Genomic DNA, 25,618 nt, shown 5'->3' with positions numbered 1-25,618 from the left:
ATTTATTTACTTGTAGCAATAACTTTGTCAATTTCTTGTAATTTCTCCTGAAAAAGAGAGCGCATTTCGTGAAGTTGTTTACTACTAGCTTTTTTAAGCAAATCTCCAGAAATTCCATTAACTTTTTGAAATATTATTTTTACCTCTTTTAACTCTTGTTCATTTGACTTTAAATACTTGATCTTAATTTTTCTAACCAGTTCACGAGTTTCTGTTACTGTCAGATTTTTCTTTAAGACTTCATCTGTTGCTGCAATCCGTTCTGATGCTGCTTGATTTTCGGAGATGTCTAATGCCTTGGCAGATAAAGTTGCCAATGCTAAAGCATGAGCGCCTTTGAGTCCATGCTGCCTGATGACCTGTTTTAAATCTTCAGGCAGATAAAGCATCGGCATTAGATTAGCTTTCACAGAACTAGGATTTAACCCTAACTCTAGCAGCACTAGTAGTAGACTCTGTTCTTTGCCTGTAATTTCCAATAGTTCTAAGCCCTGTTGCTGTTCATCGACGCTAACAGCCATCAATTTTGCTAGCTCTTTACTATTTCCATTTCTCTCTATTCTTTTAATTACCGTTCCCAACATTGTGGAAACTTCATCCATTGACAAATTAGCGGACTTCATTACTTCTTTAAATACTGCCTCTGCTTTATCTAAAGGATTCAAGTCTTCAAAGCCAAGAAAAGTTAATAATGCAGATTGATCTAAGTCATTAGGCATTGCCACTATTACTGCACGAATAGTTGACCAGCCTAGTAATTTAGCTCCTTCAGTACGTAGCTGCCCATCTAACAGTATGTAACGACCATTACTCTGTCTGACTAAGATGACTGCTGAAATCTGCCCGTGTTTTTTGAGTAATCGTGCTTTTGCTTGTATTAATTCTGGTGTAATTGTCTGCCGAGGCTGATTAGGATTCGGGTCAATGAGATTTAAATCAACTTGTACTTCTCCTGATTGATTTTGAAGTTGTTCTCGGAGTTTTTGCAGTTCATTCTCTAATTCAGGAGATTGTGCGGTTCTGAGCCTTTCTATTTCTATTTGAAGTTCAGCAATTTTTTGTTCTTGTTCAGTTTTTTGAACTGCACTACTAAATCTACTAGCAATTTTAGGCAAAGCCACGATTATTTTTTCTCCTTAATTAATGCGACTAAATCATCTGTAATTTGCTTAAAATCTTTACAAGCAGGATGTTTAGGACGGTATTTTTGTAAAGGTAGCCCGTGAGCGCTAGCATTTTTGAATTCATTGGAACTACGAACTTTGGGGTAAAGTTTTAATTGTAAATGTTCAGTGATTTCTGGTAATTGCTCTAGATATTGTCTGTGCATCGCTACGGTATCATCATACATACTTGGCACAAACCCTAAAATTGGTGGACGAGGTGATAACTGTAACTCATCGCTGGTTGAAATGCACCATTCTACCAATTCTGCTGAACCAGAAATCGCTTTCATTTCTAATTGCACTGGAACTAATATGTGAGTTGAAGCGGCTAAAGCATTAACATTCAGCATTCCCAATGTGGCCGGACAATCCAAGATTACTAAGTTATGAGGTAATGGATAGTTTTTTAAGCGATCACTAAGTGTGTACTCTCCTCGTTTCCTAATTACTAATTCGTTGGCCATTTCAGCCATTAATGGATGTCCTTGGCAGACTTGAATTTTTGATTCTTCCCAAACCGAAATTAATTTCCAATCCCCCTTAAAATCTTTGGATAATGCCTTGACTAGAGTATTAGATACTTCAGCAGGTGGTATCCCACAAAACACATCTAAAGAGCGTTGTGGATCTAAGTCAAGTATTGCTACAGAAAAGCCACGCCGAACTATCTCGTATGCAAGGTGTACACTGAGTGTAGTTTTACCTACACCGCCTGCGTTAGCTATCAGTGAGAGAACTATCTGCTTCATATCAGTTTTTTTGTCGGATTTTGAAATTCGACATTAAGCTTTTGAAAAATGTATATCATGCATTTGTATTTGTCACCTATTTCTGTCGTATTTTAAAATACGACACATTTTTTAAGGATTGAGAAATAAACAAAATTAAATTGAAATCAACCCAACGTCCATCTAAACCATCAAAACAGCAACAGCCCAAACCCATTACCTCATCTGTTAAATCTGATTTGACTTTAGTTGATGAATAACTCAAAACTCAGTAACAGCCTGACTATCCCCCTGTCGAGGAAAAACCCATGAAGCCGCCAAAAGTTGAGCCGCAGGTGACTGGCAAGCGCAACAAGAAAAAAATAGATTCACCACCAGCAACCAAACCTCATATACCCTTTCAAGACCGCCCCGAAGAACCAGAATTACCGCCAGAACCCTGTCAGCACTGCAATTCCTGGATTGCAACTCGGAGGTAGGGCGTGTAATATTCGAGTGCTATCACTGCAAGCAGGGGATAATCAGCGAGTACACCAGAGATCCCGTAATGGGCGAGTACAAAGGACGACCTTAAGTAATTTTCACAAAAGTAAAATGCCCCAACTGTGAGCAAACAGCGATTAGGCTGCAAGCAAGGGAAGTACTTTCAACAACAGCGATACCTTTACCTTGGCAGGAATGATGGCACACTCCCTCTTCAAGAGTGATTGGTGAAAGATATTTACGATTGATAATGCAAATGAAATTTTTACCCTCAATAATAACTGCACTAACGGCACTGACACTAACTAGTTGCAGCACTACTACTGTTGAACAGTATGAAGCTACAGCACTCACCAGTTACACCTGGCTTGTTTTGTATGCGAATAACCTAACTAGTCAACCACAGCCACGCAGTCAACTACCCTACCCTAAACCCTAGCGCTCCGCGCCACGGGTTTTGAGGATAGGGCTTGGAACAGCCAGGTTCTAACAAAGCGTTGCACTAGCCCAACGAGCCAACGAGATAGCACAGACTTCCGAGCGTTTCCCTAACTCGGATTGCCTCTAAACCGACTGGTTATCGGTGCTTTTAGAAAGGACATCTATCTTGATGGTGGGCGAAGGGACTTTCTCACTTAGCGATAAGGATTATCTCCAAAATGCGCGTTTCAGTTCTCAATCCAGACGGTTCTCCTGCTATGCCCACCAAACCCAGCCGCGCTCGTCGCTGGCTCAAAGCGGGCAAGGCAAAAGTCGTTCACAACGACCTGAATCTGTTTTGCGTTCAGCTAATCTGCGAGCCATCAGGCTACGAGGTTCAAGACATCGCACTCGGCATCGACCCCGGCAAGATGTTCACGGGTATTGGAGTTCAGTCATCCAGGTTTACGCTGTTCACCGCGCATCTCATCCTGCCCTTACAGGCAATTACAAAGAAGATGAATGGTCGCCGAATTCTGCGTCGTGCCAGACGTGCCAGACGTATCAACCGCAAAGTGGCATTCCATCTCAGAGCGCATCGCCAAAAGCGCTTCTCGAATCGAAGGCAGGGTAAATTGCCGCCTTCGATTCGAGCCAACAGGCAGATGGAATTGCGGGTTACGAAAGAGCTAATCAAACACTTCCCCGTCTCTGACATCCGCTATGAGGTCGTCAAAGCCAGAACTGAAAAGGGTAAAGGACGCGGCTTTTCTCCGGTGATGGTCGGACAGAAATTCATGTTTCAGTGGCTAGAAGAACTCTGCCCGACTGTTTCTCAGGAAGGGTGGCAAACTTCGACGCTCAGGCGGCAATTAGGGCTGGCTAAAGACAAGGGTGACAAGTCAAAGCAGATTCCTGAAACTCATGCCAATGACGGCATCGCACTGGCGGCTAGTCACTTTATGTCATACCAGTCGTTTCAATCTAGCAATGGGCGCGGTCATCACTGGCAAGGTCAAGTCACCGTCACAAAATCGGTGTTTCGGGTCATCAGCCGTCCCAATCTTTACCGTCGTCAATTGCACTTTGAGAATCCGGTCAGTGGCGTGACCGGAAACCGTAAGCGCAAGGGTGGCACCATTACACCCTTTGGGTTCAGGTCTGGTGATTTGGTTAGAGCAAAGAAGTCGGGAAAGACTGTTCTGGGCTGGATTGGTGGGTACAGCGAAGCTACAAAAGTTGTCAGCGTTTATGACATTAATTGGAGACGATATGGACAATTCAAAGCCTCAAAAGTCGAACTATTGCAGCGCAGTACTAGACTCTGCGTGTCGAGATAGAAGAGAGTGGGCGACTCCGTGCCTCCGTCACCCGTCGCTATCCCTCCCCACCTTGCTCACTGCAAAGGGCGCTTCACTGCTTCTCCGTTCCCTGAAGGTAGGGACTCCCGCGAATATATTGAAACTTTTGCTAATACTTCAATGTTGAATCGAAATGGATTGAAACCGCCAGGAGCAGTTGTTGGCCCAGATGACCAAGGGCTATGGTGGCCTACTTTACCGCCGCGACCAAGTGTTGATGAAGTTGAACAACGTAAAAGACCTCAAGAAGAGGCAGGTAAACCTGAATTGATTAAAGATGTAAAGTACAAACTGACCTATGGAGTGGGTAATACTCAGAACACGCTACCTACTAACTATGATGTTTATCGGCAAGTAGTAAAAGCTTACCCTCAAAAAACTCCTTTGGAATTGACTTTGGGTGTGAATGATAATTCAGTAGAGAAAGCTGAACCTGTAAGCAAGTAATAACGCACTCGTTACATAGTAATCAAGAAGTCAGAGAGCAAGACTGAATTACTTCTCAACAATCTTATTGACACTAAAGTATAAATCAAGCTGTCAACCCCTTCTCTACGAGACGCTGCGCGAACGGGGAATTCAAAATTAAAGACAAGACAAGACGCTAGAAGACTCGCTATCGTGGACTCGCTAACGCGGAAAGCGAGTCTTCTAGCGTCGCTTTTTGCAGACCACTGATTTCTTAAATCAGTAGGGGCTTGTACCCAGAATTAATTCAAAATTATTCTTATTCTTCCTAACATAATTTTTAATTTTGAATTTCATTAAATGGTCAACGATGATCTAAATTAATTTTTGCTGCGTTGATAGAAAAGATTTCAAAAAAATTCATGGGGGCTATGTGGGGGCTATATGTACCCCAAAGCAGTTTAGAGGCTTGAGCAAAATTTGACTCCCACATGGTGGCTATGTGGGGGCTATGTGGGGTACATTCGATTGAGTGAGGTTTTACCCCACTTAGCCCCCAAGAGGTTATGATAATTTTTTGACGCTGAAGAAAAAAAGAGTAGTTATTTTATTCATCTCTTCTCTGCTCCCCACTTCACCTCAACAGATAACTTTCACAAATAAAAATCTATTACCTCTCTCTATGTCTAACATTCACACCTTGCAAAAGATTTTTCCTGCTGGCTTTGATAACGGCTATGGAAGCCTAAAACTTTTAGTCGATGGCTTTGAAGTTGTTCGTGTGCCCAGCTATATAACCAATGCCGAGATGGAAGACGTACCAGGGAGGGTCGTTTTTAACGGTAGTGCTTACACAGTTGGAGAATCAGCTTTTCGTACAGGAAATTATTTTGACCGAAACACTGATAACAATGAAAACAAAGTCAATAATGCATTATTGACTTTATTCGGTGCATTGGCACATCTACCACACCGTAAGGCTTGGCATTTAAAATTAGTCGTTAGCTTACATGATGTCGCTCTGGCTGAAGAATTGCAAAAAGTACTAAACGGGGAATATCAGCCAATACTAGCTGGCAAACAATCAGAGGTGAAGATCGAAGTCCTGAAAGTCGTACTAGAAGGGATGGGTGCATTGTTTGGGCATCAACTACCAAAAAAATTAACCATTTTAGATTTTGGCAATGGCACAACTCTGTATTCTCGTTACAACCAAGGGAAACGAGAAGTTCACACTGCCTACCCCACTGGTGTAGAAGTTCTCATCAATGATATTTCCCAAAAGATGAAGCATTTAAATGGCGGAAAAATCGGGGATGCCTCCAAGATCCGATTTTGTCTGGAAATGGGGCATACTCGTTACAGCCGGGACATTGATATCAAAGATGTTTACAGCGCTTGCTTAAAAGATTGGTATGAAAAATACTTGAAGAAAGTGGTGAATCTGACACTTGATGCCAAACACCAAGGGGATGAAATCTGGGCGATTGGTGGAGGTTGCCTGTTACCCGGATTTAAAAAGCTTTTAGAGAAGAACGGGTTCAAAATACTGGACAACCCGGTGGAAGCTAATGTCTTTGGACTTTTAGAGATGGCAAAAGCCATCAGCAGCAAGAATTCGCCTACTACATCTATTAAGTGATGACAATGACAGAAAAACTTGACTTAGCTCCGATAAAAATTCGGCTCAAAGAAAACTATCGAGAACGCATATTTGCAGAGTCCCAACAACTAGGTAAAAGTTACCTGGAGACGCTTTACTTTATAATTGACTGCTATTTTGTTTTTATCAAGGCTGGATTAGCCACACAACAAGTAGCTTTCACGCCGATTACTACTGACGAGAACAAACTTCCTTCAATGACTTCAACTCCATTTGCACAAGAGAAAGAAGAAGATTCTGAACCGGAAACATTCAGCCTTGACTTTGATTTATAGCCGAATGGCACGCTTGATAACGGCAAATCCCTTATTTATAAGGCTTTTTGGTGTGGGGTGTAGTAATGCTCATGCCAGCGTTGCTCCCGCAAAGAAGTTTATCAAACAGAATTCAGGAGTCAGGAGTCAGAATTCAATTGGGTATTCTGTATGACTGGCGGATAGCGCCGGTGGCAAGCGAGTCTGCGTACTTTGTAAGAGTGGCAAGCTACGCGTAGCGTCTCGTAGAGAGCGTCAAGATTGCTGACTCCTGAATTCAGAATAGCTGAATTTTTCTTCAATTATGTTTGCACTCATATCCCTATTCTGTCACTCTCGGAAAACAATAATCGAAGCAAGATTCTGAAACTTTGGTTGAGCCAAGCTTTGAACCTTTATTTTCTAACAGTAACTAAAATTTATAGCTAAAACCTGAAAACTAAAGCTGCGAAAGGCTTACAGGGATTAGCTTCTCCCAGATTGACAAAACAGGGATATTTACTTTTCTTGATTTTTTTCCTACACCCTAGCCCCAACAAGATAGTCAGCAAGCAGGTTTCACATAAATCTAGCGTGCCATTCCATCAGTGAGAGCTAATTCATCAGCGATCGCACTTTGCACTGACCAAGCTAACAGCAGTACAGAGATTGCCCAATTTGTAATAATTAGAATATCAATGTTATTGATGAATATACAGGTATTATGAGTCTAAATTGTTAATTAATTCTTCTATTACTAAATTTTTTGTATCTTCAGGTAGATAATCAAAGATTTTTTTCAAAAGTTCTGGAGACGCATTTTGAGCAAACCAGTCTTCACTAGGATTCTCTTGAATACTCAAAAAATACTTTAAACGTTCTTCTATAGCTTCTCTATCTGCTTTATCCAATTGTCCAATTCTCTCTAACCAATTGGCTGATGAGCCTTTAAAGCAATTAGCATCAACAGTACATATTTGATGAACTAAAGCGTAGGAATTTTTATCAAGACCATTTCTACTTGTAGAATTAATTGGATATGTGGTTGGTAAACCGTTAAATGTAGTTTGTGAAGTCAGAGGAATAACAGAAAACGTTGCTATATATCCAGATTCATCTTGAAACTGATCACTTGTCCAGATGATATAAGGATGTGTACCTCTAAAAACCCTACTTGAATTAATATTCTCACTACAAGTTTGACATTCTACTTCAGCAGGCTCATCTAAATTATAAATATGAATATGACCCAGTTTGCAACGAAGAGATACCCTATAGGGATTTGTAGAATAGATCCAACCTTGTCTAGGTCTTTTTCCAGCCACTTTACAATCCTAATTCACTGACTAATTTTTCTCTTTCTGCTTGTAAGTTAAGTTTAACTTTCTCTTCTGGTCGATGGGTATTTTTTGCTTCCACCATTGGAGCAGTGCTATATACATACTCTAGTAACTGATTCAGTTTCTCTGAGCCAGCCCACTCTCTACGAATATTATCCAGTACAAACTTAATACTGAGAGGTATGTCCAAATCATCTGCATGAGCAGCTTGATTCACAGGTCTAATATATGTTGCATTATACTGAGACTCTTGAACAATCTCTTTCCCATTCATTTGATTTAAAGCAGTATCTATACCTTCATTCCAAGGGCCAAATTGATAATAACACCAATCTAGATCAGTCAGCTGCTTTCCTGTCCACTTAACAGAGTAAAGATCAGCTAAATACAAAAACTTGATTAGCTGTGTTTTTGTAATATACCCTTTTGTCGCGTAGACAAAATATTTTATTAGTTTATCCAACATGACTTTTCTCTCTGTTAACTGCCACAAAATAGTCTAATTAATGAACAAATATAAATGTATATAGAGATTCATAATCCTTTTTATTTAATAAAATATAAAGATTTTATAGAATATTTCTATCGCTTAATTATAGTTGCTTTTTTTGCAATCTTTAACACTTTTTGGCTTGCTCACCGTAGACTACAGCATATTTGTACTAATACAATAGTACACGATTAATGTAACCGACACAATCTTTGACTAAAATCTCATGTGTTGTAAGTGTCTCATGGACTTGTCGCATCTCGCTGAATAACCCTTCGCCACTTTACCATTTCCGTGAACGATACAAAGCACCTTTGACACCAAGCATCCACCCACAATGCTGGAACTTTGAACCTTGCTGCACGGTTGGGGTACTCTGAAAGTAAGCTTAATTTGTGGCGAACCTCTTTCAGAGGAGCTAACGCTAACGCATTTTTATCAAACACTTTTTTACCATTTGGTGTGGTTTTCTTGTAGAAGCCACAAGCGATCAGCTCATGCATTGCCGTAAGCTGATTGTTTCAGCAGGGACTAGGAAAACGAATTCATGGAACGATCGCTTGAACCTGTAAAGCTTGAATTGGATGCATCTTTGGCTTTGATATGAATAATTCAGGCAGAAGGTAGAAGGTCAATTACAGGGGATTCTGACAATAACAGTAATTGTAGACCGTTAAATCTACGATTTAGCAGGGAGCTTAAACCCAAGTTAGCAAGGCAAAAAGGCAAAATTTAAAACTTATTCTTTCCTCCAGCAAGAACTACCCTCTGCCTTCTGCCTTGCCGGAGGCAGATAAATCTATCTTTGTATTTCTAATTCTTGACTTTTATTTTTCGCTAAAATTTTATCTATCTGACTATTCGCATCCTCAAAAGTTTGCAATATCTGTGGAGTTAGTTTATTAGTCTGTACCTGACCAGATTGCAAGTTTAAAATTACCTCCCCATTTTTCTGCGAAATAGTTAAATCCCTTTGCTGGGTATTGAAAGCCAAATCATAAATCTTTCCTTGAACTTGAATCCCATTTTCATCAGACTTACCCCAGACCATGCCAATTCTTTGAGCAATTTGAGTCAGCCGACTGATGGCTTCAAGTTCAAATTTATCTTGATTCATTACTGTCAACGCTTGGGCTGATAATTGCTCACCAGCTTTAAACCCATAAGCCACTTCTACAATGCGTTTTTTGTAATCTTCCGGCTTCCCTAACTTATCTGCGGCATTGTACCAATTTCTCAAGTCATCAATAGTGACTGTCGGGAGCTTCTCTACACTTAGAGGTTCGGTTTTCGCACCATTACTAATGTCTGATGTAAAAGGAGTAGTGGAGAGTAATAGAGTTGATTGGTTAGGTGGGGATTGTGCTGTTTGTTCTGGTGGTTTCAAAAACTGCGGTCGTGTGGCGAGGGAATTAACCCTTTGTTGATACTCACTATCCGTTTCAATCACAGCCCCAAATTTCTTGGCCATGCTCTCTAAAGTTTTGGCAGGGATGGAGCTATCAACCAAGTTAAATACAGCTAGACCTTTTTTAGTTTCCCTGATAACATCTTCTATTGGTACTTGCTGCCATTCAACTTTTTGAGCAGTTAACCATTTTGTCACAGTCTCAGCTTTCTGGTTGTCAACAGCCAAGCCCATGACTCCGAGTTTTTTATTTGATTCTGTCGAAAATAAGAAAGTAGGACGTTCTTTAATATGATGGAGAATTTTCGCACTACTCTCAATCATCTCTTGTTGTTGAGGATTAACTGATTGAGTCCCAAAAGCCTGAAATTCCTTCGTCCACTTCTGGGGATATTCAACGGTATTAGGGTTTATTTGAGCGCAAATAACAGAAAAATTACTTTCAATGATTGCAGGCGCGAGTGTAAGTTGTCCGGTTTTGAGTAGCCCAAGTTGTCTGAGCGCGTCTTTGTCTTTCTTGAAATGTAATACTCCCAAGGGTTCACCATTCAAAAATACAGCATCTCTAGTTTTAGAAGCTGAGGTTTCAATAGTCAGTTTTCGGTAATCTTGATCATTGAATGTCTGACCAGAAAAATCATAGAAGTTAATTTTATTAATTTTGAGGAAATTTCCATTGGGAGACTCACCCAGGACAAAAGCTTGATCTCCTGTCTCAGAGATTGACGTGAGCTTTAATTTTAGGGGATTACCATTTTTAAGATAATTAATTTCTTTTAACTGTTGGGCAGAATCACTGTCTAACTCACCCAGGGTCAAAGCATCAATTTTGATTTTTACTGTTTTATCAGGAATCGGCACAGTGCCAAATTCTAAGTTGACCGATTCGGCGTTGAAAACAAGTCCTGCATAAGAGAAGTTCTTGAGTTCACGGATAGTAATTTCAATCGGCTCGTTTCCTGGCAGTCCAATAGTTGCTGATGCTGTGGCAGGGTCTATCCCAACCATACAAGAGAGCGCTTTCGTACCAATGGGAAGCTGTGCAGTTCTGGTTTCAAGCATGGCGAATTCCTTATATTCGCCGTCAGCATCCTGGACAAACATTAGCCTGGAAACATGGCGCTCATGCCCAACTGGGTGGTGAGAAGCTCTGATTTCTATAGGATGTTTTTCATGAGCGTTCCAGTCTCGACCTAAAAATTGATTCGCTTCATTATTTAATGTGACTAATTTCGGTTCGGTAAATTGCAATTTATCTAAGCGAGAGATAATCTCATTGGGGAAAGCAGCGAAGGCGAAATTAGAAACTTTTTTAGCGATCGCTTGGGGGTTTGCGTTTTCTTTTCTTGCAACTTCGAGTTCATCCTGGCGGGATGCACAGATGTTCCAAGCGGCGGCGGCTCCTGTAAGTTTTTCTGACTCTGGGATTTTCGCATAAAATGCTTCTGCCGTCTCCTGCGCCAAGGCAAAGAGTAGTTTAGTTTGGCTTCTAGTAAGTTCTGGTTTTAGTTCTAAGAGTTTAGCTCCCTGTATGGTCATTCCCGCCTTGAGATTGTAATCTGCTTGCGATTGTTGGCTAACTGTCCCCAGGTTGCGGTATGCGGGTTTTCCATCCTCCCCAATCTCACCATCTATCTGTGCAACCGCTAATAATTTATGGGGGCGTTCACTATTTGTGAATTTAATCTCATCTAGGTGAATACTAAGTGTCTGGGCTTTCCAGATTAGAGGATGCCCGTAGCGGGTGAGGTTGGTAATTTCGAGTTGCGTTCCTGAATCCGTTTGAACAATTGCACTAGGGCCAGACTCTGTTTCTCGCCGCCTTGAGGCACGAACCGCAGCGTTGAATTTCTGATCAAACTCGTACTTGGCGGCGATCGCTGCAAATTTTTGCTGTGGTGTAAATTCTACCCCTTTGAACAAGTCTTTAAACTGAACGATGGGGCGCGATTCTAACTGTGATTCTTGGAAATATTTATTAGTTTGATTAATTAATAATTCTACTGGTGAGTAGCCCTTTGGTGTTATCCCCGTACTTAAATAAACTGACGAAGATTTCTTATCTTTAATATAATTAACATCACGATACAAGTAGCGGTTGTTTTCCCGGATTAAATTCATCTCAGGTTTTTTAGCACTTTTGAATAAATCAACCGCTATTTGGTTTTGATAACATCCTTCTTCAATCATGCTCCGGTACATTTGACGGTTAATGTCCATTGCTTGCTGGATAATTTCGGGAGTTCTTTGACAATGAGCAATTTCAACAACCCCTTGCATATAAGGCTTGTATTCTTCTCGAATTAACTTTGGATCTTTCTGGCGTTCTTGCTCAAACAGGGTTTCGTAATGGTTAGAAACTTGGTCTAGATAATTTGATTTCTGCTCAAAAGTACCGTAAGTCTTTAGTACCTCAATTTCTGATTCTAATGCCTCCAGTGCTGTCACTTGATTGTTGATTATGCCCACGCTGATGCTATCGCTCATGTGAATAGCGATTTTTTCAAATGGGGGCTGGCTTCCATCTTCCAAATAAAATGATTGCTTTTTGAGCTTAACCGTGGGCGAATAGGCGTTTTGGGGAAGATTTCTTCGCTCTGCCTCTGCTGTTAAATTGGGGTATAAGCTGGCTTTTGCCACACCAATGCAATCACCATCGTAGTCTCGTGCTTGGCGTTCTGATTCGGTTTCGAGGGGATTAACTTCGTTGTGTTCAATGCCTTGAGTTTCTAGCGCCTCAATCCTCGCAAGTATACGTTTGTGGTCTTCATCGTTGACTACAATTATTCCTTGCAAAGATTTACCATCTGGCGCAACACTGTCTTCAACATGTTTATTAGTAGAGACACACAATCCATTAGAGTTGAGGAAAGGAGAGCGAAAGTTAAGAACTTTTTCTCCAAGCTTCAGCCAAGGGACACAGATTTCACCATTTTTGAGTTCCTTAGAGGGAATAATCATTCCTCGGTCAAAAGTAAGCGTTTTCCCAACAGCAATATCTCGCCACTCACTTTGTACAAACCGACTTAATTCCTGTTTAACCTTCTCAGTTTCTAAAAGCTGCTGATGCCCTAGTAAATCGGCTTTAATGAGTTTGTACATGAACAAGTCATCTTTAGCACTTTCGTCATCCAACTCATGATCTGCATCTAAGTCATCATTTGTCCCTAAGTTTTTAACATCTGTTTCTTGATTGATAATATCTGATGTTTTTAATTTATTTTGACTCAATGATTCTTTACGTTTTTCATATCTTTCACAATAGTAAGCAGCAACATTTCTAGGGTTATCTTGAATAGAGGCTAATCTTTGAGCTTGCACCTCTAGTTCCTCGGCAAAATCTTTAATTCCTTGGGGGAAAGATGCCAGCAGTTGGGAGATAGACATCTGACCTTGCTGAGATTGCCCTTTTTCAGCTAACCAAATATTTTGCTGATATAATCCTGGTTGAATTTGAGGTTTTGTGGGGCCTTTGGGTCTATCCTTGTCTGTTCCCTTAAAACTGCTTACGGGGAGAATTATGTCTATTTTTGGTTTGTTATTTGGATCTGCATATTTGATTTCGTCTAATCTGTATGGTCGGAGTGTTCCTTTGCCAAAACGATATTTAGTAGTATCTTCTCCAACTCCATCCACCCAACCAAATCGATGCTGAATTACACGATAGCTTTTATCTGGTTGAGATTCTCTTAAGGTTACTTTGTCATAGAGTTGTGTTGAAATCTGCCCATAACAGTCCCCAACTAATTTATATGCTAAATCATTTGATAATATCCCTCCATTTTCACCAGCCTTTTCAGTAGAATCATCTACTACCAGAATGTTTAGCTTTTCGTGAATCGCATTTTTACAAGCCCCAAGAAAGATGGAACCATAAGCCCCACGGTCTTTACTATCGGGACAAATTTTTTGGATAACTTCTAAGCATTCTTTATCTCCATAAAGTAAGCGAGTCTTAGAAGATAGCAATAAAATCTGTCCATTTGGATGATTCTTTAATTCTTCAGCAGTGCTGTATTCATCTGAGTGTCCAAATGAAAATTCTTTATCAGGAAAGTAGAATTCCAGTAAAGTATTATTGAGCTTTTCAGTTAGAATTGATTGAGAGTTCGTTTTGTTATCGTCTGTATAGATCCACTGATTTAAACGAGGGTCAAAATGCTTCAATTCCAAAGTCATAATATTTAAAGTTTGATGAACATTAATTAATTTTTTGAGAGGTTTTTATGTCAAGGATTAAGCGTTGGATAAATATGCACAAGAAAGAGTTCCATCCAGATGGCAGCTTGAAAAATGAAGCTCGACAAGAAATGTTATCTGTAGGAATGAGTAACGAGGCAATTGATGATTATGCCTCTAGACTAAAAGCAAGATACGACGAGTGGAAGCACTTGGACGAAACTGATCCAGAGCCGTGGCCAATCTACACAGCATACGATTTCTTCACTGAACAAGAAAAAAAAGAATTCAACCCAGATGGTTCTCTCAGACCTGAATATGTAGAATATGCTCGTCAGATTGGCATCAGTGAAAGTGCCCTCGAACAGCTTGAGTGGCGTAAGAAAATAGAGGTTGATGATTATAATGAAATGTCTGCCAATCACGTAGAACAAGGCATCAACTTTGGTGAATGGTTGATGCAAGGGAGGATTGGAAACAGCAGAACTTACGTCCAACGTCGGCAGCAGATGGAGCAAGACCTGCATAACTTTGAGGATGTTGACAGTTTGCCTTTCGACAAGGACACCTCTTATTAAAGTAGGTGAGTTACCCTGTAAAGAAAGTTTTTATCCATCAAATGCAGTGATTTGACCTGAATATGTGAAAAAAAGCGATCGCCTCACCTTGGCATGAAAGTAAATATTCATAAACGTTGAGACTGAACTCGCCTAAAGAAAACAGACTCTAACTTTTGCTGAGTCGTGCGATTTTTCAAGTACTCTAAAACTTGCAGACATTCAGATATGTCCTCGCCTTTGTGGACTTTTTGGCACAGCAGAATTTCTAAGCGTTCAATGCGACGTTCTGGAGTTGATAAATTGATATCATCCCAATCGTCCCAAAGTTTAATTTCTTTTAGGTCGTTCATAACTTCATCCCTCTATCAAACTGTTGATGCTGTTCCAAAGATAGGGAAAACCAAAACAGACAGTTTCTCTTTCCCAAAAACTTAATTACTTGCGTCGTTTAGATTTGGTCTTGTTACGTTCATACTCTGCAACGATATCCTTTGCTTGTCCCGGAAGAATCACACTTTTATTGTTGAATCGCATTTGATATACCTGATAACAGAGACTTTTGCTATTAGGACAAGACAAGAAAGTTGGTAGATTAATGATTGCCACGGCTGTAGCAGTTGTAGAAATCAAAACGCCACAGATGAAAAAGAAAATCCCAGAGCGACCCGAACCAATCCACTGACCAAACCAAAATAGGTTAGATTTGAATTTTTCAGAGCGTTGTTTGCGGAGTTTTTTTCGTGACTCCTGAGCTTCGTTCCAAGCTTGCAGGTTTTCGAGTTTGTGGGCAGCTAATCGGGTGGCTTTGGCATCAGAGGCTTTTAGTGCCTGAATCTCAATAGTTTGTCGTTCCTGTTCTAGTCGGAAGTCGAACCATTCTCTGAGTTCGGCGGCAAACTGTTCAAGGGCTGCTGTAGCTGTAGGGTTTGCACCTTCAAAGTAAATTGGGGTTGAGGCTTTCCCACCGCACGAGCTTTAATCATTTCAAGTAAGGAACGCCAATTCTGTTGAGAACTTTCTGAAGCTAGTTCTTGTGCTAAATATTTCAAGTACAAACCTGGAGCAATGGCAGCGTGTTGTCCAGCTTTCTCTCGCAGCATTTCCCCAAAAAGTAAATCGCCAGAATCTTGTATGAGTCGTTCAGTTTCTTCAAGGCTTAGTTCGATATCTGCTGCATCCAAAACACCTGCTCCAAAGTTTGCTGCGATCTCAATTTCTGTTTTTCCCTGATGTCGTAAGTTACAGGCAGCGAGAAAACGCTCGGATTCCTCTGAAGTATATTCATCTTGTTCTTTTAGTCCGCAATCAGCGAAAATCTTTAAAGCTGTAGTCAGGGTAAGCTTAAAGCCTTGTTCACGAGCAAGACTTAGTAATTCAGTTATATCTAAGGATTTAGTTGCTTTTTTCCCAGACTTTTTCCGCCCATTCTTGATTTCAGCTAAAGAATTATCCGGAGTTTCTGACAGCACAACGTCAACGACTGGTGATAATAGGGCCATCACGTCCTCGTCAGTTCCACCCTGCTCAATTAAGGTGCGACATTCACGAAAACGGTCTGCATCATCCTCTGTATATAACTCTTTTTCAGATATGCCACTCAAGCGTAAAGTCCGGCTAATTTCTGATGTTGAAAGCTCGTTAAAAAGTTCTTGTGGTTGATACATAATCATGCACTCCTATTTAAAACAATTCGCACTCTTGCTACGCCCGGCTCCGCTGTTTTCATGCCCAAAGGCCTGTACGCAATCACGCTCCGCAAACGAGCGTCATTGCGAATTGTTCGGTCAGTCCTAAAAAGGATTTAACCAGTCAGTTTCCGACTCCAATTCTTCTGGTACGGGAGTTCTGGCTATTTGTAATGCTTCTTTGACTAAAGTCCTGGATATTGCTAATGGTTCTGATTGTATTAGTTGTAGTGGCTGTGATTGATTAGAGGCTACTGCAATCATCGGCGTTCCTTGAGAGGGGATCTCTCCCAGCAGTCCCATCAGATATGAAGAGTGGAGTTGAAGGCGGTAAAGACAAGCACGAATGTGTTGCTCTAAATCCACAGATTGATCCATAGCTTGATAAGCTAAAGGCAACCAATAACTGCTAATGGCAATCATCGCCATATCCCTAGCAGGATAAAGAGTATTCTTGGAATTTAGATACTTAATTACCACCGCTTCGGAGCTATCAGCCTTAACTCTACTTCGTAAGCGAAACTCAACATCTGAAAACATTTCATTATTCCTTTAATTAAGAAGCACGATGAGTTGAAATGGATGATGTAGCGTGTTGGTAACGAAACAATCCATATACATCAGTGAAACGCAAGCACAAGGCATCTTTTTTAATCGGCAGGTTAAAAGCTAAACGCACATCCTCAGATAATTCTGCTGCCCATGAAATGTCGGTATGAGTAAACAAATTTTTCAACTCCGAGCCTAAATATTCCGACGTTCCACCACCAATAATGACTTGCTCAATATGGGCAGGAATATTAATTTTGAGCCAAGTGGATACCTTTTCCCAGTATTCTTTACGAGATAAGTCAGCCACTTCAATAATTTGTGCTATTTCCTCAACCTTAAAATCAGACTTCTTGCTCCGAGCCAAAGGTTTGCAGTATCTCGGTTTCAATGTCGGGCCTGATAGATGAACAGCCTTTAACAGATCATGTAAGTTTTGCCCTGATGTTCGGCTTTTGATTCTCTCCAGCATCCACGCCAAGCCCAATCCTTCCGTTTTTCCAGTTGAGATACCCCGCTCAAAGATTACGGCTGATATATCCCGAAAACCCAGCATCACCACAGCAATAAGCTGTTACGCAGCTAAATTTAATAAATAGCATTACCTTTATTTTTAATTTTGCGTTCCCATTTAATAATAAGACCTCCTTCATTTAACAATTTATTTAACAACTCTTCTAGCTGTGATACTGACTCGAACAATCTATGAGCTATATATTCTTTTGCTGAATGCCAAACCAATTCAATTAAATTATAATCTGGACTATAAGGTGGTAGAAATTCCAGGATAATATTTGGCATTTCTGCCTTGATACGAACTAAAATATCTTTTCTTTTATGGAAGCTGGCATTATCTAAGATAATCACTATTTTCGCCGAACATTTATTGAAAGTCTCAATTGGATTTCCTTGCTCTATCCATTCTTGCAAAAGAAAATTATTCAAAGATTTAAGCTGCTCATAAAATACATCTGCATTTCCTTTTTTAATCACAAAATTCATTCTCTTCTTGTCGTGATAGCGTAACCCTCCCATAATATTTACTCTTCCTCTTCTTCTTTGACCTGTGATTTGTTTTCTTGTACCTTTCTTACCCCAATTTTTTCTTCTTATCACTCTCAAACTAAATCCACTCTCATCCCAAAACCATACCTGTAAACGCTCTGGGGCAACATTTGTTATTCTTAAGTATTCTGACAATTTTTCTTTAAATGCCTTACGTATTTCAGGATTCTGTTTGTCCTCTAGGCTGTATTTTGCCCAAAGGTAAACGTACTTTTTTCGCTCTAATATTCTCCCAACTTGCGAACCACTTAACTTAATTCCTGTTATCTTTTCGAGGTACGTGGCTAGTCTTGCTGCCGTCCAACGACCAAAATCATACCCATAATCTAGTGGTTCTTTTTCAATTGTTTCTAATAATAAATCCTCATATTCTTTAGTAACTTTGCGGAAGTTACCTTCTCTTCTTCCATCTAAAAAACTTTCTAGGTTATCTGGATCGCCGTGAACTGCCCAATATGCTACCGTTGGATATGCAATGTCTAAAAACTTACTAATTTCCTGATAAGTTTTTCCATCATTCATTAATAATAAAATCAATATTTTTTCTCTTACGTATGGATTTTCATGCTCTTTTAGAGTTTTTAGTAACCGTTCCTTTTGCTCTTTAGAAAGATGGTTTTTTGCTGGCATAGGTGGCTAATGCTAGGTTAATTACTTAGCTTTATTATACAATCAAGCTGCGTAACAGCTTATTCATTTTATTGAAATCTGTGCCAAGTTTTTTACTTCGCGTCAATATCAGTCCCCCACCTTCGGGCAAGCACTGAAAGTTAATCAGATTTATACAAAATTGTTTCCCTCGAAAGCTAAAACTAGACAGTGCCTTAGTTAAACCCCTCTCTAATCTCTCTCTATCTTCCCACTCCCCATAAGGCAATAGCAGTCCCAATGATAAATCAAAGTTTGCCTTCAAAGAATCTCTAATCGCTATTGCCCCCACTGCTGCCAAAGTTTTTGGAATCGCGTTCTCATACTTGAGTTCTAAAAAATTGATTCGCGCTTCAAAATACTTTTGGGCCAAAAACCCAACCGCATAATACTCTCCGTTGTACTCTATCCACGCTTCATTCTCTGGATTGGGCCGATTCATTTGCCCAGACTCATATAAATCCAACGAATCTTTGGAAATCTTAATTAACTCTGGTTCCATACACAGCAATTCTGACTTGTACGGAATCTCCGAGAGAACACGATAAACCATCTTCGTCATTGAAGTTCCCGGATCAAGACTCAACATTAAATCCACAAGAAAATTTCTCCCTGTTTTTGACCCTTTTTTTGTCTATCTAATTGATAATTACTCTCAAAGTGAACCGCCCAAACCGTGATTTTTTCCACATTTACGAAGAAAGATTACAGTTTTGGCAATACTCTTTGACTTTCCATGAATTCGTGCATCTGATAGAAAATCTCCACAAAATCCCTCGATTTCCAATAATCACCAATTACATTCAACATCTCCCAATATCTAAACAATATCTCCCAAATCTCTAATTCATTTCTTACCTTTTCAACTATTCAACATCATCTAGTCACAAAATTCTCATTAGCTTAATATTTTCCAACAATTCCTAAGACTTCCCAAGACTTCCTAGTACTTCCTGATACTTCCCAATTTTCCAAAGGATTCTCCCAATTATCTAGTAATTAGCTGAAATAACCACAAGCCCTAGAATCCATCCTTTTCTGACGCACAGTACGCCATATTTGGTGGAAAGAATGCTCGATTTTTTGCTATATTAAATGACAGGAGAGTTTGGGAAATAAAATTTTGTTTTGGTCAAAGTCTCACGAAAAAATTTTCATTCGTCATCAAGCACTACGAAGTTTAATGACGGGGATTGATTTTGACTTCAATACTTATTGCAAGGGTGATTATCTTGCAATAAGAGAAAATAATCAGAATTTCTTGACGAGAGTTTGTTGCACCAACAGATGGAATAGAACAAAGATTAACTTTTGTAACCCCATTTTTCGAGGTGAGCCATGCTAACAGCGGCTAACGTCTCAAGTGAGATGGCGGTGAACTACTTCATCAAGAATTACTATCACCAAGGTAAGTCGCTTTGGAGTGGTCAAGGTGCTGAAAAATTGGGGTTGTCAGGGGCAGTCGATGATGAAGAAGCTTTTAAAAATATCATTGAGGGGCTTACGCCTGATGGTCGTGAGGTATTGAATGCCAGAGTAGTCAAAGAAAAGGGGAAAGGAGAACGCAGAGCCGCATTAGACTGTACATTTTCTGCGCCCAAAAGTGTAAGCTTGATGGCCTTGGTGGGCGGGGATACTCGTTTGATTGATGCTCACCATCAGGCGCTAAAAGAAACTCTGGAGCTAATAGAGCAGCGTTATGCCTATACCAGAGTGACAGATAATAGCGGCAGACATAGAGTTAAGACTGGTAACTTGGTCGCCGCGCAGTTCGATCACATCGAAAGTCGGGATTTAGACCCACATCTGCACACCCATTGTTTGCTGATGAACATGACCCAAACTCCAGATGGTAGGTGGTTGAGTTTGGGTAATAATGAAATATTCGCCAATAAAAAATTCTTGGGGATGGCATACCAAAGCTCTCTGGCGCGTGAGGTGCAGAAGCTTGGCTACGAGATAGAGCTTCGTTTACATGGGCAGTTTGATATAAAAGGCTTTAAATTCGAGGATTTAGAGGCTTTTTCTAAGCGGCGACAGCAAATCATCGCCTCATCTGGTGCTAATTCGACTTGGGCCGAACGTGAAAAAATTTGGGATGATACCCGCCAGCGCAAGCAGAAACTACCAGAATCAGAATTAGTTGCATTGTGGAAAGAAGAAGCTGCGGCGTTAGGTATCACGTTTGTCAAGCCAGGAGAACCAAGAAAAGGACAGGCTCCTCTTGTGGTTGAGCAAAAAAGTCTGATTGATGCGTTAGATGATGCGATCGCACATTGCAGTGAGAGAAATGTCGCTTTTAGACAAGAGGATTTAGAAAAATTCATCCTAGAATCACGTTTAGCTACGGATGTAACAGCGATTGCACCCCTGATTAGAGAACATCAGGAGTTAATCGGTTTGCCAGGGTTGACTCACCAATTTACGACGATGACAGCAGTGAGGCGGGAGTTGGCGACGATTGAGTTGATGCAGCAAGGTGTTGGAAAAGTAGTCCCAATAACTAATAGAGAAGTAGTTGAGAGCCAGTTACAGAAAACCTTACTAAATACCGGACAGCGCCAAGCAGTAGAATTAGCTGCAACAACATCTGACCAGTTCATTGCATGGCAGGGAGTAGCTGGTGCTGGTAAGACTTTCGCCCTCAAGGAGTTGAAAGCGATAGCCACAGATGCCGGATACACTATTATTGGCTTTGCCCCTAGTTCCTCTGCTGCTAAGGTTTTGAGTGAAGAGTTAGAAATTCAGTCTGAGACAGTGGCTAGATTACTTGTCACTGAACCACAAGAAATTGAACCAAATCAAATCTGGATTGTGGACGAAGCGGGTTTACTCAGTGCTAAGGATGCCCATGCACTCCTACAACGAGCAACCTTACTTCAAGCTAGGGTGATTTTAGTCGGTGACACTCGGCAGTTGTCAGCAGTATCAGCAGGGAATCCCTTCAAATCCTTGCAACAGGCGGGAATCAAAACCGCACACCTCAATGAATCGTTGCGCCAAAAAGACCCTCAACTGAAGCTGGCAGTAGATTTAATTGCCGATGGCAGAGTAGAAGCGGGATTTGAACATCTACTGGCGACCGGCTCAATAAAAACTGTTTCTTCAGAATCCAAAATAGAGCAGATCGCCAATGATTATATAGTAGGGACACCAGAGCAGCGACTCAAAACTCTTGTGTTAGCTGGAACAAATACAGAAAGACTTGCCCTTACCCAAGCGATTCGCTCGAAGCTCAAGGGTGAAGGAACTTTGGGAGAAACTGCAACCATCACCCAATTGCAAACCAAAAATCTGACAAAAGTACAGATGCGGTTTGCCCATAACTTTGAAATTGGTGATGTGATCATTCCCACACGGGATTACAAACGCCGGGGGCTTTCTAAAGGCAAATTATATGAAGTGGTAGGTCGAACTACTGATAAGTTGACCCTTATAAGTGATGAACGTCAGATTTTGCAGGTAGACACGGCTTTTGAGAAAGCAGTTTATCAGAGTCACCAGATTGAAATTGCTGTGGGCGATCGCCTGCAATGGAAGAAAAACGATCGGCAATTGGGACGACGTAACGGACAGGAGTTTACTGTAACAGGGATCGACCTGAACATAGTCCAGATTAAATATGCTGATGAGCGTACTGAATCCATTAGTTTGGCACAGGCGCAAAACTTAGACTATGCCCTTGTGAGTACAACATATAGTAGCCAAGGAAAAACTGCGGATCGGGTGTTAATTTCGGCAGATTTCACTATTGGACAGGAAAGTTTTTATGTTGCTGCCAGCCGTGCAAGGCATGAATTAAAGATTTACACCGAAGATCCAACGCGGTTGCTCTGGTTAGCGCAACAGTCGAAGTCTAAAGAAAATGCCTTGGAATTGTTACGAAAACAAATTCAGAAATCGACTTTCAAGCAGCACCAAGCAATAACTATAAATATAAGTGCCCCTTTTGAGAAGCCAGTACTAAAACAAGAGACGACAGTATCTACTCCTTTTGTCGAGCCAATTGTGAAATCAGTTGCATCTAGCCGGACAACAAGCCATGATTCATCAATAAAAGTACCGAAAGTCTTGCCCGTCTTGAAAGAGACACCAAATTATAATACTGTTGAATCGGTTTTCTCTAAGCCAGTACTGAAATCTCCTGTCCCCACAGAAGCGTTTTGGACACCATATCATACTGAAGACATTCCCAATTTTCTTGAACCAAAGGATTGGCAGGAGTTTGAAAATAGTGCTATTCATCCCGATATTACAGCGTTGAACTTTGAGAGTCTTCAGTTTAACTATGCAGGTGGTGAGCATGAAGCCTGGGAACGGCTCATGGTCAGCGAAAAACTGAATCGAACAAATACAGGACGGCTAACAGATGGTTTTATAAGGGCATATTCGCATCTTGATGCTGGTGGATGGTGGTGTGATGCTGGAGTTGATGCGCGAACATTTGCTAACTTAAAGCCAGGTGAGAAACCGCCGATTAAACGATGGGGATGCTACAAGCCAAATCAACCAAGACCCAAAAAAGATGAGTCTGGGCAAATAATTGAAGGGAAATTCATTAAATATGAGCATCCCCCAAAAGTTGAATTAAGTATCTTCTTGCTAGATGTCCCTGACGATATTGCCGAACGCATTTACTCCAAACACAAGGTGAACCCCAGTGATAGCGATCGCCAGTCAGGATTTTGGTACTGTGTCTGGAAACATAATATCCCCTGTGCGATCGCAGAAGGTGCGAAAAAAGCAGCCAGTCTGTTGAGTCAGGGTCATGCTGCCATTGGGCTACCTGGGATTTCGGCGGGATACCGAACTCCCAAAGATGAGTTTGGCAAGAAAATTGGCAAGTCTTACGTACATGAGGAATTAGCGGTTTTCGCCACACAAGGGAGAGTTTTCAAGTTCTGTTTTGACTACGAAACCAAGCCTGAAACTAAGCTCCATATCGAGCGAGATATTTCCGTGACTGGAAGATTGTTACAAGAAGCTGGAGCAAGAGTAAAAGTTGTCAGCTTGCCAGGGCCTTCTAAAGGTGTTGATGATTTCATAGTCGCAAGTGGGCCACTCGCTTACGAGAAATTGAGTCATCTTGCTCCAACCTTTCGGGACTGGCAACAGCAGAATCAGCATTCAAAGACTGCGGCTTTTCCACCTTTGCGTAAGCCGATACCAGAACAACGTTCTATACAACTTGAGGGAACAGGCAACAGGGAACGGGCAACAGGGAATGACAAATTGGATCTCTTACCAACACACAGGGAAGAGGAAATAGAAAAAACTGTTGCCTATTCCCCATTGCCTGTTCCCTATCTTTTACAAAATAAACCACAGGTACAAACCCATGACTTTAACCAACGACAACAACCTAACTCAGATACAGTTCCTAACCGAGAAGATAGAGCAATTAACCCAGAAAATCGAGCAGTTACAAACCAACAGCCAGCAATTAACCCAGAAAATCGAGTTCTTAGAAACGAGCCAAGCCGAGAACCTAATCGAAATGAGCGCGAATCAGTCGAACTTCTTGCAGCAATTAACCGAGATGCTGAACTCGAAAAAGTCTTCGGACATGGAGACGATATTGCAGGAATTAACCAAAGCTCTACAGATGATGGGCTTCGAGGTCAACGAACAGAGAAACTCTCAAGACAAATTAACGGACAAGATTCAACAATTTTTAATAGAGAAGCAAATTATGTCCATTCTTCACAACCAGCCACCAGACAACTCTTAAATACAATCTCTGATTATATTGAGCAATCATCTGTCGAGTCTGCTTTAACCCAAGCAGTATTAGGATTGACAGAACAACTTTCTCAATCTCATCAACAACTTGTTGCTGCTAAAAGTACATTCAATGAGTTTGAAACAGCATTGACGGCTGAGTTGCAATCTCATGCACAAAACAAAGCCATTCTGTCAATCTCTGATTATGTTGAGCAATCAGCTATCGAGTCTGCTTTAAACCAAGCAGTATTAGGATTGACAGAACAACTTTCTCAATCTCATCAACAACTTGTTGCTGCTAAAAGTACATTCAATGACTTTGAAACAGCATTGACGGCTGAGTTGCAATCTCATGCACAAAACAAAGCCATTCTGTCAATCTCTGATTATGTTGAGCAATCAGCTATCGAGTCTGCTTTAAACCAAGCAGTATTAGGATTGACAGAACAACTTTCTCAATCTCATCAACAACTTGTTGCTGCTAAAAGTACATTCAATGACTTTGAAACAGCATTGACGGCTGAGTTGCAATCTTATGCACAAAACAAAGCCATTCTGTCAATCTCTGATTATGTTGAGCAATCAGCTATCGAGTCTGCTTTAAACCAAGCAGTATTAGGATTGACAGAACAACTTTCTCAATCTCATCAACAACTTGTTGCTGCTAAAAGTACATTCAATGACTTTGAAACAGCATTGACGGCTGAGTTGCAATCTCATGCACAAAACAAAGCCATTCTGTCAATCTCTGATTATGTTGAGCAATCAGCTATCGAGTCTGCTTTAAACCAAGCAGTATTAGGATTGACAGAACAACTTTCTCAATCTCATCAACAACTTGTCATTGCTAAAAGTACATTCAATGAGTTTGAAACAGCATTGACGGCTGAGTTGCAATCTTATGCAGAAAATAAAGCTATTCTGTCAATCTCTGATTATGTTGAGCAATCAGCTATCGAGTCTGCTTTAAACCAAGCAGTATTAGGATTGACAGAGCAACTTTCTCAATCTCATCAACAACTTGTTGCTGCTAAAAGTACATTCAATGAGTTTGAAATAGCATTGACGGCTGAGTTGCAATCTCATGTAGAGAAGAGAGCTATTTTATCCACCTCTAACTCTGTTGAGCAATCAGCTACTGAGTCAACCTTAGCTAAAACATTACTAGCAGAATTAAAGTTGCATCTCAAACAGATGATTCAGGGTTTAGATATTGAAAGATTGGCAGAAGTAGTTATGGAAGTAGGAAAATATGTCAAAGGTGAAAAGGTAACAGGAGCAAAGGTCAGCGAGTTATTTACGAGTGTTACAACTGATGCTTTAGCTTTGACTTTTGAGGAGAAAATGAACATCGTTAGGCAACTGATTAGAGATGACAAACCATCGATTCTGAAGAGATTGAAAATAAACCCTCAACAATCAGATGATAACGGGGAGCATCTACAGTTTCGACGCTAACTTATCAGTTATCAATTATCAGGTATCAGATATTTCCATTCATTCATTCA

General features: G+C 40.6%; 21 protein-coding genes. 9 read left to right on the top strand and 12 right to left on the bottom strand.

The window, feature by feature from the left end; all coding sequences use genetic code 11:
- Window positions 1–2: 2 nt before the first annotated feature.
- Window positions 3–1,121, bottom strand: coding sequence for a ParB N-terminal domain-containing protein (locus GJB62_RS32410; protein ID WP_114086237.1), 1,119 nt, complete (start codon window positions 1,119–1,121; stop codon window positions 3–5).
- A gap of 2 nt (window positions 1,122–1,123) precedes the next feature.
- Window positions 1,124–1,915, bottom strand: a complete 792-nt coding sequence (locus GJB62_RS32405) for a ParA family protein (protein ID WP_114086238.1) — start codon at window positions 1,913–1,915, stop codon at window positions 1,124–1,126.
- Between the two features lie 287 nt (window positions 1,916–2,202).
- Between GJB62_RS32405 and GJB62_RS32400 the strand changes: the two genes are divergently transcribed.
- The 6 genes from GJB62_RS32400 to GJB62_RS32375 all read left to right on the top strand — a co-directional run bounded on the left by GJB62_RS32400 (window position 2,203) and on the right by GJB62_RS32375 (window position 6,504).
- Window positions 2,203–2,373: a hypothetical protein gene (locus tag GJB62_RS32400; protein WP_159402648.1), complete on the top strand. Its 171-nt coding sequence runs from the start codon at window positions 2,203–2,205 to the stop codon at window positions 2,371–2,373.
- Between the two features lie 260 nt (window positions 2,374–2,633).
- Window positions 2,634–2,816, top strand: coding sequence for a hypothetical protein (locus GJB62_RS37210; protein WP_147262610.1), 183 nt, complete (start codon window positions 2,634–2,636; stop codon window positions 2,814–2,816).
- A 259-nt stretch (window positions 2,817–3,075) separates the two neighbouring features.
- Window positions 3,076–4,137 carry an RRXRR domain-containing protein gene (locus tag GJB62_RS32390; protein WP_245246304.1) on the top strand — a complete coding sequence of 354 codons (1,062 nt, stop codon included), beginning with the start codon at window positions 3,076–3,078 and terminating at the stop codon, window positions 4,135–4,137.
- Between the two features lie 6 nt (window positions 4,138–4,143).
- On the top strand, window positions 4,144–4,605 hold the full coding sequence (locus GJB62_RS32385; RefSeq protein ID WP_245246303.1) for a hypothetical protein: 462 nt from the start codon (window positions 4,144–4,146) through the stop codon (window positions 4,603–4,605).
- 643 nt (window positions 4,606–5,248) lie between these two features.
- Window positions 5,249–6,208, top strand: a complete 960-nt coding sequence (locus GJB62_RS32380; RefSeq protein ID WP_114086241.1) for a ParM/StbA family protein — start codon at window positions 5,249–5,251, stop codon at window positions 6,206–6,208.
- Between the two features lie 5 nt (window positions 6,209–6,213).
- A complete protein-coding gene (locus GJB62_RS32375; RefSeq protein ID WP_114086248.1) occupies window positions 6,214–6,504 on the top strand; it encodes a hypothetical protein in 291 nt (96 codons plus the stop codon).
- A gap of 680 nt (window positions 6,505–7,184) precedes the next feature.
- Here GJB62_RS32375 and GJB62_RS32370 read toward each other — a convergent pair.
- The 4 genes from GJB62_RS32370 to GJB62_RS32355 form a co-directional block, all read right to left on the bottom strand.
- Window positions 7,185–7,787, bottom strand: coding sequence for a type II toxin-antitoxin system PemK/MazF family toxin (locus GJB62_RS32370; RefSeq protein ID WP_109012817.1), 603 nt, complete (start codon window positions 7,785–7,787; stop codon window positions 7,185–7,187).
- Between the two features lies 1 nt (window position 7,788).
- Entirely contained in the window at window positions 7,789–8,268 is a 480-nt protein-coding gene (locus GJB62_RS32365; RefSeq protein ID WP_114086242.1) for a type II toxin-antitoxin system antitoxin SocA domain-containing protein, read from the bottom strand.
- A 266-nt stretch (window positions 8,269–8,534) separates the two neighbouring features.
- The gene (locus GJB62_RS32360) at window positions 8,535–8,795 is read right to left on the bottom strand and encodes a hypothetical protein (RefSeq protein ID WP_109012819.1); all 261 of its coding nucleotides are present in this window, start codon (window positions 8,793–8,795) and stop codon (window positions 8,535–8,537) included.
- 296 nt (window positions 8,796–9,091) lie between these two features.
- Window positions 9,092–13,879: a hypothetical protein gene (locus GJB62_RS32355; RefSeq protein WP_114086243.1), complete on the bottom strand. Its 4,788-nt coding sequence runs from the start codon at window positions 13,877–13,879 to the stop codon at window positions 9,092–9,094.
- A 47-nt stretch (window positions 13,880–13,926) separates the two neighbouring features.
- Here GJB62_RS32355 and GJB62_RS32350 point away from each other — a divergent pair, with 47 nt between their 5' ends.
- On the top strand, window positions 13,927–14,457 hold the full coding sequence (locus GJB62_RS32350) for a hypothetical protein (protein ID WP_245246302.1): 531 nt from the start codon (window positions 13,927–13,929) through the stop codon (window positions 14,455–14,457).
- Window positions 14,458–14,564: 107 nt separating this feature from the next.
- Here GJB62_RS32350 and GJB62_RS32345 read toward each other — a convergent pair whose 3' ends face one another.
- Window positions 14,565–14,789, bottom strand: coding sequence for a hypothetical protein (locus GJB62_RS32345; RefSeq protein WP_181852963.1), 225 nt, complete (start codon window positions 14,787–14,789; stop codon window positions 14,565–14,567).
- Window positions 14,790–14,998: 209 nt separating this feature from the next.
- Here GJB62_RS32345 and GJB62_RS38120 point away from each other — a divergent pair, with 209 nt between their 5' ends.
- Window positions 14,999–15,121: a hypothetical protein gene (locus GJB62_RS38120; RefSeq protein WP_258169872.1), complete on the top strand. Its 123-nt coding sequence runs from the start codon at window positions 14,999–15,001 to the stop codon at window positions 15,119–15,121.
- A gap of 175 nt (window positions 15,122–15,296) precedes the next feature.
- Here the strand turns inward: GJB62_RS38120 and GJB62_RS32335 are convergent, their stop codons facing one another.
- The 5 genes from GJB62_RS32335 to GJB62_RS32315 form a co-directional block, all read right to left on the bottom strand.
- The gene (locus GJB62_RS32335) at window positions 15,297–16,103 is read right to left on the bottom strand and encodes a hypothetical protein (RefSeq protein WP_114086245.1); all 807 of its coding nucleotides are present in this window, start codon (window positions 16,101–16,103) and stop codon (window positions 15,297–15,299) included.
- Between the two features lie 126 nt (window positions 16,104–16,229).
- Window positions 16,230–16,664 carry a hypothetical protein gene (locus tag GJB62_RS32330; RefSeq protein ID WP_114086246.1) on the bottom strand — a complete coding sequence of 145 codons (435 nt, stop codon included), beginning with the start codon at window positions 16,662–16,664 and terminating at the stop codon, window positions 16,230–16,232.
- Between the two features lie 16 nt (window positions 16,665–16,680).
- Complete coding sequence (locus GJB62_RS32325; protein ID WP_181852964.1) at window positions 16,681–17,229, bottom strand: hypothetical protein; 549 nt, start codon at window positions 17,227–17,229, stop codon at window positions 16,681–16,683.
- A 32-nt stretch (window positions 17,230–17,261) separates the two neighbouring features.
- Complete coding sequence (locus tag GJB62_RS32320) at window positions 17,262–18,368, bottom strand: IS630 family transposase (protein WP_159402646.1); 1,107 nt, start codon at window positions 18,366–18,368, stop codon at window positions 17,262–17,264.
- 34 nt (window positions 18,369–18,402) lie between these two features.
- Window positions 18,403–18,984 (bottom strand): hypothetical protein, encoded by a 582-nt coding sequence (locus GJB62_RS32315; protein ID WP_220186634.1) that lies wholly within the window; start codon window positions 18,982–18,984, stop codon window positions 18,403–18,405.
- Window positions 18,985–19,724: 740 nt separating this feature from the next.
- On the opposite strand from GJB62_RS32315, the gene mobF reads away from it, so the two are divergent.
- Complete coding sequence (gene mobF, locus GJB62_RS32310; protein WP_245246301.1) at window positions 19,725–25,568, top strand: MobF family relaxase; 5,844 nt, start codon at window positions 19,725–19,727, stop codon at window positions 25,566–25,568.
- Window positions 25,569–25,618: the final 50 nt, after the last annotated feature.

Origin of the sequence: Nostoc sp. ATCC 53789 (genome assembly GCF_009873495.1) — a bacterium.
Lineage (GTDB): Bacteria > Cyanobacteriota > Cyanobacteriia > Cyanobacteriales > Nostocaceae > Nostoc > Nostoc muscorum_A.
This window is presented reverse-complemented; position numbering and strand designations above follow the sequence as displayed.

What these genes read in the sequence shown, in the direction of transcription:
- GJB62_RS32405 (WP_114086238.1), bottom strand. Translation starts at nt 1,915, where the DNA reads ATGAAGCAGATAGTTCTCTCACTGATAGCTAACGCAGGCGGTGTAGGT.
- GJB62_RS32400 (WP_159402648.1), top strand. Translation starts at nt 2,203, where the DNA reads ATGAAGCCGCCAAAAGTTGAGCCGCAGGTGACTGGCAAGCGCAACAAG.
- GJB62_RS37210 (WP_147262610.1), top strand. Translation starts at nt 2,634, where the DNA reads ATGAAATTTTTACCCTCAATAATAACTGCACTAACGGCACTGACACTA.
- GJB62_RS32390 (WP_245246304.1), top strand. Translation starts at nt 3,076, where the DNA reads ATGCCCACCAAACCCAGCCGCGCTCGTCGCTGGCTCAAAGCGGGCAAG.
- GJB62_RS32380 (WP_114086241.1), top strand. Translation starts at nt 5,249, where the DNA reads ATGTCTAACATTCACACCTTGCAAAAGATTTTTCCTGCTGGCTTTGAT.
- GJB62_RS32375 (WP_114086248.1), top strand. Translation starts at nt 6,214, where the DNA reads ATGACAGAAAAACTTGACTTAGCTCCGATAAAAATTCGGCTCAAAGAA.
- GJB62_RS32365 (WP_114086242.1), bottom strand. Translation starts at nt 8,268, where the DNA reads ATGTTGGATAAACTAATAAAATATTTTGTCTACGCGACAAAAGGGTAT.
- GJB62_RS32360 (WP_109012819.1), bottom strand. Translation starts at nt 8,795, where the DNA reads ATGCATGAGCTGATCGCTTGTGGCTTCTACAAGAAAACCACACCAAAT.
- GJB62_RS32355 (WP_114086243.1), bottom strand. Translation starts at nt 13,879, where the DNA reads ATGACTTTGGAATTGAAGCATTTTGACCCTCGTTTAAATCAGTGGATC.
- GJB62_RS32350 (WP_245246302.1), top strand. Translation starts at nt 13,927, where the DNA reads ATGTCAAGGATTAAGCGTTGGATAAATATGCACAAGAAAGAGTTCCAT.
- GJB62_RS32345 (WP_181852963.1), bottom strand. Translation starts at nt 14,789, where the DNA reads ATGAACGACCTAAAAGAAATTAAACTTTGGGACGATTGGGATGATATC.
- GJB62_RS32335 (WP_114086245.1), bottom strand. Translation starts at nt 16,103, where the DNA reads ATGTATCAACCACAAGAACTTTTTAACGAGCTTTCAACATCAGAAATT.
- GJB62_RS32330 (WP_114086246.1), bottom strand. Translation starts at nt 16,664, where the DNA reads ATGTTTTCAGATGTTGAGTTTCGCTTACGAAGTAGAGTTAAGGCTGAT.
- GJB62_RS32325 (WP_181852964.1), bottom strand. Translation starts at nt 17,229, where the DNA reads ATGCTGGGTTTTCGGGATATATCAGCCGTAATCTTTGAGCGGGGTATC.
- GJB62_RS32320 (WP_159402646.1), bottom strand. Translation starts at nt 18,368, where the DNA reads ATGCCAGCAAAAAACCATCTTTCTAAAGAGCAAAAGGAACGGTTACTA.
- mobF (WP_245246301.1), top strand. Translation starts at nt 19,725, where the DNA reads ATGCTAACAGCGGCTAACGTCTCAAGTGAGATGGCGGTGAACTACTTC.